This is a genomic window from Labrys neptuniae (assembly GCF_040797145.1).
In the GTDB taxonomy this organism is placed as follows: domain Bacteria; phylum Pseudomonadota; class Alphaproteobacteria; order Rhizobiales; family Labraceae; genus Labrys; species Labrys neptuniae.
This window is the reverse complement of sequence record NZ_JBFNQD010000002.1, coordinates 633,208-646,666: the sequence shown is the minus strand read 5'-3', so window position 1 is coordinate 646,666 and position 13,459 is coordinate 633,208. Positions and strand designations below refer to the sequence as shown.

General features: G+C 64.5%; 7 protein-coding genes. 5 read left to right on the top strand and 2 right to left on the bottom strand.

Annotated elements, in window-relative coordinates:
* Position 1: 1 nt before the first annotated feature.
* The 5 genes from recD2 to ABXS05_RS10210 all read left to right on the top strand — a co-directional run bounded on the left by recD2 (position 2) and on the right by ABXS05_RS10210 (position 11,273).
* Positions 2-2,230, top strand: a complete 2,229-nt coding sequence (gene recD2 / locus ABXS05_RS10230) for an SF1B family DNA helicase RecD2 (RefSeq protein WP_367623808.1) — start codon at positions 2-4, stop codon at positions 2,228-2,230.
* Between the two features lie 69 nt (positions 2,231-2,299).
* Positions 2,300-3,691, top strand: coding sequence for a S1 family serine peptidase (locus ABXS05_RS10225; RefSeq protein WP_367623807.1), 1,392 nt, complete (start codon positions 2,300-2,302; stop codon positions 3,689-3,691).
* A gap of 386 nt (positions 3,692-4,077) precedes the next feature.
* Positions 4,078-6,651: a caspase family protein gene (locus ABXS05_RS10220; protein ID WP_367623806.1), complete on the top strand. Its 2,574-nt coding sequence runs from the start codon at positions 4,078-4,080 to the stop codon at positions 6,649-6,651.
* A 44-nt stretch (positions 6,652-6,695) separates the two neighbouring features.
* Positions 6,696-8,597, top strand: coding sequence for a caspase family protein (locus tag ABXS05_RS10215; protein WP_367623805.1), 1,902 nt, complete (start codon positions 6,696-6,698; stop codon positions 8,595-8,597).
* Positions 8,598-8,750: 153 nt separating this feature from the next.
* Positions 8,751-11,273 carry a caspase family protein gene (locus ABXS05_RS10210; protein ID WP_367623804.1) on the top strand — a complete coding sequence of 841 codons (2,523 nt, stop codon included), beginning with the start codon at positions 8,751-8,753 and terminating at the stop codon, positions 11,271-11,273.
* Positions 11,274-11,494: 221 nt separating this feature from the next.
* On the opposite strand, the gene ABXS05_RS10205 is transcribed toward ABXS05_RS10210, so the two are convergent.
* A complete protein-coding gene (locus tag ABXS05_RS10205) occupies positions 11,495-12,451 on the bottom strand; it encodes a dipeptide ABC transporter ATP-binding protein (protein ID WP_311939126.1) in 957 nt (318 codons plus the stop codon).
* Positions 12,451-13,437, bottom strand: a complete 987-nt coding sequence (locus ABXS05_RS10200; RefSeq protein ID WP_367623803.1) for an ABC transporter ATP-binding protein — start codon at positions 13,435-13,437, stop codon at positions 12,451-12,453. The genes ABXS05_RS10205 and ABXS05_RS10200 overlap by 1 nt, the downstream gene beginning before the upstream one ends.
* Positions 13,438-13,459: the final 22 nt, after the last annotated feature.

The window sequence follows — 13,459 nt, the reverse complement described above, 5'->3', positions numbered from 1 at the left end:
CATGCGCACGTCCTCCTTCAAACGCGATTCGAAGCCGACTCCTCCCGGTGAAGTGCCTACGGATCTGACGATCTCCGGCATTATCGACCGGGTGACCTATCACAATGCCGAAAACGGCTTCGCCGTGCTCCGCGTCAAGGTGAAGGGGCGCAAGGACCTGGCCACCGTGATCGGTCGCACCGCGGCCATCGCTCCCGGCGAAAAACTCGAGGCGGAAGGGCGCTGGAGCGTCGATCCCGAGCGAGGCCTGCAGTTCCGTGCCGATGCCATCCGCACCACGCCGCCCGGCTCCGCATCCGGTATCGAGCGCTACCTTGCCTCCGGCCTGGTCCGCGGCATCGGCCAGGAAACCGCCAAGAAGCTGGTGGCAGCCTTCGGCAAGGACACGCTCAAGGTCCTCGACAGCGAACCGGACCGGCTGAGCGAGGTGGCGGGCCTGTCGCCCCAACGCATCCGCCTGATCCGAGAGGGCTGGAGCGCCCAGCAGGAGTTCCGTGACGTCCTGGTCTTTCTTACCGAGCACGGGCTCGGGGCGACGCGTGCCGCCAGCGTGCAGAAGGCGCTCGGCACCAATGCGGTCGAACTGATCAAGGCCGATCCCTACCGGCTGTCACGCGAAGTCAAGGGGTTCGACTTCCGCACCGCCGACCAGTTTGCCCTCAGTCTCGGGCATGAGCGCGAGGATCCCTCGCGCCTCACTGCCGGCCTGCTCTGGGCGCTGGGCGAGGGCGCCACCAACGGCCATTGCGGCGTACCGCGCGAAGCCCTGTTCGAACGGGCCGGCCGTGTGCTGGAGGTGGACGACTATCTCTTCAACGATGCCGCCACCCGCCTGCTGCAGACCCGCTTGATCATCGGCGACACCATCGAGGGGGCCCCGTCCTACTTCCTGCCGGCGCTGTGGAACGCGGAGGAGGCCGTTGCCACCAGGCTGAAGCAGATGGCTGGCGGCAGCCCGCCCTGGCGTCAGGAGGGCCTGCACCAGGCGGTGCTGGATACCGAAGCTCGCACCCGCAAGCGTCTCGCCCCCGCCCAGGCGCTCGCGGTGGAGACGGCCCTCGCTTCCAAGCTGCTGGTGATCACTGGTGGCCCGGGCGTCGGCAAGACCACCATCATCGACACCATCATCAAGGCGCTCGAGCGCAAGGATGTGACGATCGCCCTGTGCGCGCCGACCGGCCGCGCCGCCAAGCGCATGGCCGAAAGCACCGGCCAGGAGGCCAAGACCATCCATCGCCTGCTCGAAATCGATCCGGTCTCGGGCACGTTCCGCCGACAGCGGGCCTATCCGCTCGATGCCGACCTCGTCATCGCCGACGAGGCCAGCATGATCGACATCGAGCTGATGCGCGCCTTGCTCGATGCCCTTTCACCGCGTGCCGCGCTGGTTCTGGTGGGTGATGCCGACCAGTTGCCCTCGGTCGGCCCCGGCCAGGTTCTGGCCGATATCATCGCCTCCCAAGTCATTCCCGTGGTGCGGCTCACCGAAGTGTTCCGCCAAGCCGAAACCAGCCGCATAATTGCCGCGGCCCATGCCGTCAATCACGGCGAGGTGCCGGAAGGCGCCAAAAGTCCCGATGACGGCGATTTCTTCGTCGTCGACATGGCGACGGCCGAGGATGGCGCCAACAAGGTGATCGACATCGTCACCAACCGCCTGCCGCGCCGCTTTGGCCTCGATCCTGTCAGGGACATCCATGTGCTGACACCGATGAACAAGGGGCCACTGGGTTCGCAGACGCTGACGCAAGCGCTGCGCGAGGTCCTCAATCCGGCCCGCGAAGGCGCGATCGTGCGCGAATTCGGTACCTTCGCCCCGCATGACAAGGTCATGCAGATCGACAATGACTATGATCGTGAAATCTTCAACGGCGATATCGGCTTCGTCACCCGCACGGATGTGAAGGCGGGGCAGCTCACCGTCACCTTCGACGGACGCGACGTCCACTACACCACCGCGCAGCTCGACAGCCTGGTGCCGGCCTATGCCACCACCATCCACAAGGCCCAGGGCTCGGAATATCCGGCGGTGGTGGTGGTGATCTCCAACGCCCATTATCCGATGCTGGCGCGCAACCTGCTCTATACGGCGATTACCCGCGGCAAGCGGCTGGTGGTGGTGGTCGCCGAAAGACGCGCCCTGAGGCTGGCGGCGGAAAATGCCATGGGGCGTCGGCGCTGGACCCGGCTCCGCGAAAAATTGGCTGCGCCCGCGCCGGATGTTTCCTGAAGAACCCTTGCCGTCATGGTACGGCGCTATACAAACATCTTGCAGAGATCGGCAAAGATGGGGGCGGGAATGTTGCGGCGAGCCATGATTGGCGCCTGGGTGCTGGCGGCTTCGGCCGTTCCGATCGGTTCGGCTTCCGCCCAGACGAAACCGACGCCCGCCGCGCCGGCACCGGCCGCTCCCCTCGATGCCGCTTTCGAAGCTGCCAAGGCGGCGGCTGCAGCGATGGGAGCGGAAGATTTCGCCTCCATCCAGCAGGACCTGATCTGGACCGGCGATCTCAACTCCCTGCCATCGGGCGAGATGGGCAAGCGCAGCTATGAGGCGATCCGCGCCTTCCAGAAGCGCATCAAGGCCAAGGAAACCGGCATATTCACGCCGCCCCAGCGCATCACCCTCGCCCAGCACGCCGCCAAATTCACGGCGCGCTATGGCTTTACGACAATCACCGAACGCGGCATCACCCTGGGCTATCCGGCCAAGCTCACCACCGAGCGCACGGAAGGCAAGAACGGCCCGCATTTCGCCACCCCCAAGAACGACACCAAGGGGAACGACGTCACCCTCGACATCCTCGCCATCCCGGCCGAGAAGGAGAGCTTCGAGGCCCTGTTCACCCGCCTCAAGACGGAGCGGCCCGGGCGCAAGGTAACCTATTCGCTGCTGCGCCCGGATTTCCTGGTGGTCGCCGGCAGCAATGACGGCAAGAGCTTCTATCTGCGTTTCGTCAAGACCGACACCGATTCACGCGGCTTCGCCCTCGGCTGGGACCCGGCGCTTTCCCCCGGCTTCGATCGGGTTTCCATTGCAATGGCCTCCTCGATGAAATTGGCCGATGGCGGCAAGCCGGCTGCAGTGGCTCCGCCGATCTTCAAGCCCGCCGACAAGCCGGCTCCCCCACCCGAACCGCCGAAGCCGACCGGTCCGCCTGTGCCCTTGCCATCAGGCGCCTCGACGGCGACCAAGACCGGCCCGGGCACGCTGGTGTCGCCGAACGGCGATATCCTGACCTATGCCGGCCTGGTGGCGGGATGCGAAACGGTGACGCTGCAGGGCGGCGCCCCGGCCAAGGTGGTCGCCGGCGATCTCGGCAATGACGTCGCGCTGGTCCGGGCCAACCTAGCTCCAGGCCCGGCACCGCTCGCCTGGCGGCAGCCGGCGCTGGCGCAAGGTGATGCTGTCGCCCTGCTGTCCGGCTCCGCCCCGGTCGCCACCACCATCACGGCACTGGTTGGCAGCAATGACGACAGTCGCCGCGTATCGCTCGCAACGGGCGCCCCCGGCGCCTTGATCGACAAGGATGGCGCCTTGGCAGGCCTTGCCGCCGCCAATGGCGATCCGACAGCCTTGAAGGGCCTGTTCGTCACCGCCTTCCTGCGCGCCAGCGGCGTCACGCCTCCCGAGCGCGGCGGCGACCCGAGCAAAGCCACCGTCACGCTGACCTGCACGCCGAAGCCATAGAGCAAGGGGGTGCCTACAGGCCGGTGCATTACTTGCGTATCTCGCCCTCCGCGCCCCGATGGTAAGAAAAGACCGCCGCCCTTCTTGGCAAATTTCGGCACTTCGCTACGACAGGTCCCGGTGCATCGTCACTTGCACTTTTCATTATTGCCAAACGCCAATCCATTGTAACAAATGATCCAGAGTTCGGCCTCGCCTCCAAACCTGTCGACGAAGGTCCCTGCGGGCGGATCTCGGCGGGCAAGGGTCTCGAGGGAAACGGCCGGCTTGCTGTTCGGGCTGAGGTAAAACCTAAAATGTTTCGACTGAAAGCGATCGCCGCTTCCCTCGGAAGAGTTTCCCGGCGTGGCCCATCGGGGGGGCTCGGCAGGAAACTCTGCCTGGCTGTGGTCCTTGCCTTGGCCGCGCCCCATGCTGCCCAAAGCCAGGAAGCCACCTTCCCCTCCGCCCAGGCGGCGGCCAATCAGTTGAGCGCCCAGCAGATCGCCAATCTGCAGGAAGACCTGGCCTGGGCCGGCATGTTTTCGGAAGAGAACTCTCCGCCGGTTTCGGGGATTTTCTACAACGCCACCTACCAGGCCATCCGCCAATATCAACGCAGCAACAACCTGCCTGAAACGGGGGCGCCCAGTGCGGCCCTGGTCAGCGAACTGGACGGCCGGGTTGCTTCGATCCGGCGGACGGCCAACCTCAAAACCCTGGAAAATGGTGTCCTGAAGATCAGCTATCCAGCCGGCGTGCTGACCAAACAGCAGACGGTCAAAGGAGAGACGCGCTACACGACGCCCTCGGGCGACGCGCTGGTCCAATTGATCAATATGACGGGATCGCGCGAACGGCTCGACCAGATGTTCGCCGACATGAAGAAGGGCGCCGGCAAGGTCAAATATTCCGTCATGCTCGATGATCAGGGCGAAGGACAGCCTACCCGTTTCGTGATCGTCGGCGGCGACGCCAAATTCACCATCTATACGAGTATCGCACAGAAGGATGATGCGATCGTCGGCTTCATCGCCAGCTGGGACCGCAAGAAACGGCCGGATTTTCGCAACAGCGCCATCGTCATGGGCCTCTCGATCCGGCCGAAGACCGTTGCCAATCCCTATACCGCCGCAGCGGCGGGACAGAACCCGAAGGGCACCATCGCGATGCCCACTGCCGAGCTGAACCGGCAACTCGACATCTGCGCCAAAGCGAAGGACGCTGCCGAGATCGTCACCGCCTGCACGGCGGCACTGTCGGCCAGCACGCTGCTGGCGGCCAACCGGCCGACCGTCCTCTACAATCGCTCCGTCGGATACAACAGGCAGAACAAGGCCGATCTGGCTCTCGCCGATCTCGACCAGGCCATCGCCCTCGATCCAGACCAGGCGAGTTATTACACGCAGCGCGGGCATGTCCGCTACGGCCAGTCGAAATATGATGCCGCGGTGGCAGATTATAGCCAGGCCCTTGCCAAGAAAACGCCGGCGGCGGCCGACTATACCAATCGCGGCAACAGCTATTATGGCCTGGAGGATTACCAGAAAGCCGTCGCCGACTATGACGCATCGCTGCGCCTGGATCCGAACGATATCGACACTCACGCCCTTCGCGGCTCTGCGCTGCTGAGGCTGAGCCGGCCGGCAGAAGCCATGACCGATCTGAACTTCACTATCGAGCGGGGTGGCGACAAGGTCGGCGCCGGCGACTACAAGAATCGCGGAGAGGCGCTGGCCGAGCTTGGCCGCGCCGAAGAAGGCAGGCCTGATTTCGCCAAGGCAGAAGCCATCGCCACCGCGAAGATCGAGACGGACAATTACAATTTCGTCTATCGTGCCTTCGTTCGTGCCTTCACTGGCAATGCCGAGGGAGCCATTGCCGATGCAGACAAATATCTATCCATCGACCCTAAGGCCAGCGAAGCCCTTCATGCGCGCGCACTGGGCAATGTCGCCAAGCAAGATTTCACCAAGGCGCTCGCCGATTTCTCCCAGGCCATCAGCATGGGGCGCAAGCGTTTGTTCATCCAGCGCCAGCGCGGTGATGTCTATTTGACGACCGGCCAGCCCGAACAGGCGATCGCAGATTACCAGGCCCAACTCAATCTTACACCCGGCAACGCCCTCGCCATGGTCGGCCTCGAAAAGGCCAGGCAGGCGATGGCTGCCAAACTCCTGGCAACCGCAGGTACCCCGCAGGGCAACAATGCACCAGCCACGGCCGGTTCACCGCAGGTGGCTGCACTGGCCGCCCTGCAACCTCCGGCCAAAGCCGAGCTTGGTCGCCGGGTGGCCCTGGTGATCGGCAATTCCAACTACGCCAATGTCGCCGCCCTGCCGAACCCGAAGAACGATGCCGCCAAGGTCGCCGATACCCTGCGCAAGATCGGCTTTGCCGAGGTGACACTGGCAGAAGACACCGATTTCCGCAGCCTCAACCGCGCCCTGCAGGATTTCGCCAGCCAGGCCGACGGGGCCGACTGGGCGGTGATCTACTATGCCGGCCATGGCATCGAGATCGCCAACACCAATTATCTGGTGCCGGTCGATGCCAAGCTCGCGTCCGATCGCGACGTCACCTTCGAGGCCGTGCCGCTCGATCGGGTGATGGCCGCCAGCGAAGGCGCCAAGGGCATGCGTCTGGTCATCCTCGATGCCTGCCGCAACAATCCCTTCCTGGCCAACATGACCCGCAAGACGGCAACGCGCGCCGTCTCGCGCGGCCTCAGTCGGGTCGAGCCGGATGGCGGCACGCTCGTCGTCTATGCCGCCAAGGCCGGCGAGGTCGCCCTCGACGGCAGTGGCGGCAACTCGCCCTTCGTCACCGCCCTCACCACCAACCTGCAGAAGCCCGGCATCGAGATCGGCAAGCTGTTCCGCCTGGTGCGCGACGATGTGATGAAGGCGACCGACCGCAAGCAGGAGCCCTTCACCTATGGCTCCCTGCCCGGCGAAGATTTCATCTTCAATCCGGGCTGAGGACAACAGGCATGAGTCGGAGTGAGAAACCGGAAACCGCCGCAATGCGTCGATTGAAACCGCCCATTCTCGGAACACTCCTTGCCGTGATCCTCGGCACGAGCTTGGCCGCCGCCACGACGGCCCAGGGGCAAACGAAACTCACGGCCACCGAGCTGCAGCGCTATATCGATATCTGCTTCAAGGCCAAGGATGGCAACGAAAACGTCGCAGCCTGCACGGCCGCCCTCTCCGCCGGCGAGAAGCAATTGTCGAAACCCAACCGCGCTATGGTGCTCTATAGCCGCGCGATCGGTTATACCAAGCTCCAGCAATTCGACCCGGCGGTTGCCGATGTCACCAAGGGGCTGGCTCTCACCCCTCAATCGGCGAAACACTATACGCTACGCGCACTCCTCTACAGAAAACAGGGCAAGAACGACTTGGCTCTCGCCGATTTCAAAGAGGCGGTCAATAAGGGAGCGAAGGGCGCAGGAGACTATGCCGACCGTGGCAGGAGTTATTTCGACGTCGGCGATTATGAAAAGGCACTTGGCGACTTCGATACCTCCCTGCGCACGGCACCCGACAATGCCATGGTTCACGGCTACCGTGGCGTGGCGCTGCTGAGATTGGGCCGGGTCAACGAGGCTGTCACCGACCTCACCTTTCAGATCGAGAAGGGAGGAAACAATGTCATCCCGGGCGATTACACCCATCGCGGCTTTGCTCTGATCGAACTGGGTAAAGCGGACGAAGCAAAGGCCGATTTCGCCAAGGCCGAAGCGCTTGCCACAGGAAAGATCGAAGGAACCAGTACGCCGGAGGCCTATTGGTATGTCGACCGCGCCTTCGCGCGGGCGCTCGGAGACAATCCGGACGGCGCCGTCGCCGATATCTCCCGCTATCTGTCGACCCAGGCCCAGACCGCCGATGCCTTTCAAGCCCGGGCCCTCGCCTATGCAGCCAAACGGAACTACCGGGATGCGTTGGCCGATTTTTCCCAGGCCATCAATCTGGATCGGAAGAAATTGTTCATCCTACGCCAGCGCGGCGATGTCTATCTGGCCGCTGGGCAGCCCGAACTGGCAATCGCCGACTATCAGGCCCAGCTGAGCCAGATAGCCGGGAACGCCCTGGCCATGACCGGGCTCGAAAAGGCCAAGCAGGCCATGGCCGCCAAGCTGCAGGCTTCCGCCACGCCGCCACAGAGTACCAGTGCCTCAACCACCGGCGGCGCCCCGCCATCCCAGGCCAAAGCCGAGCTCGGCCGCCGGGTGGCCCTGGTGATCGGCAATTCCAACTACGCCAATGTCGCCGCCCTGCCGAATCCGAAGAACGACGCCGCCAAGGTCGCCGACACCCTGCGCAAGATCGGCTTTGCCGAGGTGACACTGGCTGAAGACACCGATTTCCGCAGCCTCAACCGCGCCCTGCAGGATTTCGCCAGCCAGGCCGACGGGGCCGATTGGGCGGTGATCTACTATGCCGGCCATGGCATCGAGATCGCCAACACCAATTATCTGGTGCCGGTCGATGCCAAGCTCGCGTCCGATCGCGACGTCACCTTCGAGGCCGTGCCGCTCGATCGGGTGATGGCCGCCAGCGAAGGCGCCAAGGGCATGCGTCTGGTCATCCTCGATGCCTGCCGCAACAATCCCTTCCTGGCCAACATGACCCGCAAGACGGCAACGCGCGCCGTCTCGCGCGGCCTCAGTCGGGTCGAGCCGGATGGCGGCACGCTCGTCGTCTATGCCGCCAAGGCCGGCGAGGTCGCCCTCGACGGCAGTGGCGGCAACTCGCCCTTCGTCACCGCCCTCACCACCAACCTGCAGAAGCCCGGCATCGAGATCGGCAAGCTGTTCCGCCTGGTGCGCGACGATGTGATGAAGGCGACCGACCGCAAGCAGGAGCCCTTCACCTATGGCTCCCTGCCCGGCGAAGATTTCATCTTCAATCCGGGCTGAGGGCTGGGGTGTGGACCATCCATGTTCTCCAGGGAACTGCAGCTTCCCGCAGTTATGGCGAGAAGCTCCAAGGTGCAGGAATGCGCCCAAGCTCAGGCCCCTGCGGCCTGACGATCAAAATCTTGGCCAAACCTATCGATCCGGGGTTCCCCAATGTTGCGCTTGAAGACGATCGCCGCCCTGATCGGGCTGACGCTGGCCATCGCCACTCCGGCCGCGGCGCAGATCATCGACTATGCCCGCTTCGAGAAAGCCAAGCGGATCGGCGATCAATTGAGCAGCACCCAACTGCGCCAGCTGCAATCCGACCTGTCGTGGAACACCGGCTACAACAGCCTCACCAATTTCCCCCTCTGGGGCAGTTTTGACGAAGCGACCTTCGTCGCGATCCGGAATTTCCAATCACACAATCTGAGAAGCCTGAACATCAAGCCGCTCGAGGAAAATAGCATCCCCTCGCCCGAGTTGATCAAGCTCGCCCGCACCAAGGCGGCCAAGCAGAAAGCTCTGCTCGACTTCAGGACCGCCAGTGCCCAGGGCATGACCATCGACTATCCGGCCTCGCTGCTGCCGGCCCGTGAGGAAACGCCGACGGGCCTGCGCCTGCGGGCGCCGCGCTGGGACATGAGCGTGGAACTACAGGCCTTTTCGGCAGGAGACATGCCATTCGAGGCGCGCTTCGAGGCTATGAAGGCCACGCCGGAGGTGACCCGAATCGTCCAGGCCAAGCTGTTCAAGGCACGGGCGGGGCGTAACCCGACCTATTTCGTGCTGTTCGGCACCAAGGACAGCCTGGGCTTTTATGCCCGCTTCATCAAGGGCGCCGACGGTTCGGCGCGGGGCATGATCATCCGCTGGAACGCCGACACCGGCAAGGACACCACACAGATGGTGGAGATGTTCGAGGCCTATGATGCCTTTGGGGTCATGATCGGCTCGCTGCGGCTGGATGACGACGACAGTGGCTCGGCAGCGGAGGCACCGCTTTCCGAGATCGCCGATCTCAGGGCCAATCGCCAGCTCTGCGGACAGGCCAAGGTGGCCGACGACATCGTCAAGGCCTGCAGCGACGTGCTGGCGGTGGGTGATCTGCTCCTGCCCCAAACGCTGGCCGTCACCAATTCGAACCGGGGCTGGGGCTTCTACCTCAAGGGCGACTACGACAAGGCCATCGCCGATTACAACGAAGCCATCGCCCTGCGCCAGGATGACGATCTCTCCTTCTCGGGGCGTGGCTATGCCCGCTTCGCCAAGGGCGACAATGCCCAGGCCATTGCCGATTTCGACCAGGCCCTGCGCCTGAAACCCACTCGGACGGAACTGCTGAGCTACCGCGCCTCCGCCGCCCTCAGGCTCGGCCGTCTGCAGGAAAGCGTCGACAACATCACTTCGGTGGTCGCCGGCGGCAAGGCCGCCACCCCCGACTACCTCAATCGCGGCGTGGCGCTGCTCGAGCTCGGCCGCAAGGACGAGGCCGCATCGGATCTGAGCCGCGCCGTCGACTCCGCCAGCGATGAACTGACGGCCGATCCCGGCAAGAATGCCTATAGCCTGATGTACCGCGCCATGGCCAAGGCCTATGGCAACGATCCGGATGGTGCCATCGCCGATGCGACGCGCTTCCTGTCGACCACGCCGCAATCCCCCGAAGCTTTCCACGCACGCGGGCTGGCCCAGGCGGCAAAGCAGGACTATGCCGCAGCCATCGTCGACTATACCCAGGCCATCAGCCTCGGGCGCAAGAGCTTCATCCTGCGCCAGCGCGGCGATGCCTATCTCGCTGCCGGCCAGCCCGACCTCGCTGCCGCCGACTATCTGGCGATGCTGCGCCAGTTTCCCTCCAATCCGCTTGCAGCCGCCGGCCTGGAAAAGGCCAAGCAGGCGCTGGTGCAGAAGTTCGGGTCCGCCAATCCGCCGGCGGCCGAACAGGCCACGCCGGCAACTTCGACACCGGCCCAGGCACCGGTGTCGATGGGCAGGCGCATCGCCCTCATCATCGGCAATGGTGCCTATACCGGCACCAGCCCCCTGCCCAATCCCAAGCGTGACGCGGCGCGGCTGGCCGAGACCTTCCGCAGCATCGGCTTCAGCGACGTCACTTTGGTGGAGGACCTCGACGTCCAGGGCTTCAACCGCGCCCTGCAAGAATTCTCGGACAAGGCGGCGCAGGCCGACTGGGCCGTGGTCTATTATGCCGGCCACGGCATGGAGGTCGACAATGTCAATTACCTCATCCCGGTCGATGCCAAGCTCGAGAAGGAGCGCGACATCCTGTTCGAAGCCGTACCGCTAGACCGGGTGATGGCAGCGGGCGAAGGCGCCAAGTCGCTGCGCCTGGTCATCCTCGACGCTTGCCGCAACAATCCCTTCGAGGGCTCGATGGCCAAGAAGAGCGCGACGCGGGCCGTCACGCGCGGCCTCAGCCGCGTCGAGCCCGACGGTGCGAGCCTGGTTGTCTATGCCGCCAAGGCCGGCCAGGTGGCGCTGGACGGAGCGGATGGCAATTCGCCCTTCGTCACCGCGCTCGACACCAATCTGCGCAAGCCCAATGTCGAGATCGGCAAGCTCTTCCGCCTGGTGCGCGACGATGTGATGAAGGCGACCGAACGCCAGCAGGAGCCCTTCACCTATGGTTCCCTGCCAGGCGAGGACTTCTTCTTCAATCCGGGGAAGTAGGGAGTGGGAGTCCGCTTCGAGAGGTTGAGCATCTCCCCTCATCCGGCTGCCGCCACCTTCTCCCGCAAGGGGAGAAGGGAATCTATCCGGCTTGCGTGATGTTCGGCGACGGGAGCCGCAATCCGACCTCAATAGTATCCCTTCTCCCCTTGCGGGTGTCGTCAACTCTATCGAGTTGACTAGAGGTCCCAGCAGGGGAATGAGGGGGCCGGCGCGCGCCCTCAGACCTCGAAACAGGCGACCAGGCGATCGTGCTTCAGCTCCAGGCCCGGTCGTTCGTCCCGGCAATGCGGCTTGACGATCGGGCAGCGTGGATTGAAGGCGCAGCCCGTCGGCGGGGCGAAGGGCGAGGGCAATTCGCCCTGCAGCACGATGCGCTCGCGCTTGCGGTCGGGATCGGCTTGCGGCGTCGCCGACATCAGCGCCCTGGTATAGGGATGTTGCGGTGCCGAGAACAGGGCGTCGCGCGTGCCCATCTCGACCGCCCGTCCCAGATACATCACCATCACGTCGTCGGCGATGTGGCGCACCACCGACAGGTCGTGGCTGATGAAGATATAAGCGAGCTTGAACTCCTGCTGCAGTTCGGCGAGCAGGTTGAGCACCTGCGCGCGCACCGAGACGTCCAGGGCCGAGACCGGCTCGTCCAGCACCAGGATCTTCGGCCTGAGCATCAGGGCCCTGGCAATGGCGATGCGCTGGCGCTGGCCGCCCGAGAACATATGTGGATAGCGCAGCGCCTGCTCAGGGCGCAGGCCGACCCGCTTCATCATGGCAAGGGCAGCTTCGCGCCGTTCGCCCGAGCTCATCCTGGTGTTGACCAGCAGGGGCTCCTCCAGCGCCTGCGCGATGGTCTGGCGCGGATTGAGAGAGCCGAAGGGGTTCTGGAACACGATCTGGATTTCGCGGCGCAGGGTCTTGCGCTGCTCCGCCGTCGCCAGCTTCACATCGATGCCACCGATGGTCAGCGATCCCGCACTGGGCTGCTCGATCATGGTCAGCAAACGCGCGAGGGTCGACTTGCCGCAGCCGGACTCACCCACCACCGCCAGCGTCTTGCCGGCATCGAGCGTGAAGCTCACGCCGGCCAGCGCCTTGACGGTCGCCGTGCCGCCGAACATGCCGCGCTTGACTTCATAGGAGCGCGCGAGATCACGCGCTTCGACGAGGACTGCCATCACACGGCCTCCATGCGGGCCGCTTCGCCACCAGTCAGCGGGTGGATGCACAAGGCCTGGTTATAGTCCACGCCGGCCCGCTTGGGCGGCGCGGCGCGGCATTCGTCGGTGGCGTAGGAACAGCGCGGCGAGAACAGGCAACCGCGGGGGCGGTCATACTGGCCGGGCACCACGCCGGGGATCGACGGCAGGATCTGCGAGGTGGCCCGCTCCGGCAAGGCCGCCAGCAGGGCTGAGGTATAGGGATGGCGCGGGGTGTGGAACAAGGGCCCCGTCTTGGCCATCTCGACCTGCTGGCCGGCATATTGCACGACCACGCGCTCGGCCGTTTCGGCGACGACCCCCATGTCATGGGTGATCAGCACCACGGCCATGCCGCGTTCCTCGCGCAGCTTGACCAGGAGATCGAGGATCTGCGCCTGGATGGTGACGTCGAGCGCCGTCGTCGGCTCGTCCGCAATCAGCAGCTTGGGATTGCAGGAGATCGCCATGGCGATCATCACGCGTTGGCTCATACCGCCCGACATCTGATGCGGGAAGGCCGACAGGCGACGCGCCGGATCGGTGATGCCGACAGCCTTCAGCAGTTCCACCGCCCGGTCCCGCGCCTCGCGCCGCGATATCGACAGGTGGGCGCGTATGGCCTCGGTGAGCTGAAAGCCGACCGTGAAGCAGGGATTGAGCGAGGTCATCGGTTCCTGGAAGATCATCGCCATGTCGCGGCCGATGATCTTGCGCCGTTCGCGCGGCGTGATCTTTTGCAGGCCCAGCCCGTTGAAGGCCAGCTTGTCGGCGGTGATGCGGGCCGTCTTGGGCAAGAGGCCCATCAGCGCCAGCATGGCGACCGACTTGCCGGATCCGGACTCGCCGACGATGGAGACGATCTCGCCCGGATCGATCGAGAGCGAGACCCCGTCCACGGCCCGGAAGAAGCCATGCTTGACCTGGAACTCGACGGTGAGATTGGAGATTTCGAGCAGCGCCATGTCTATTCTTGCTCCAACATGT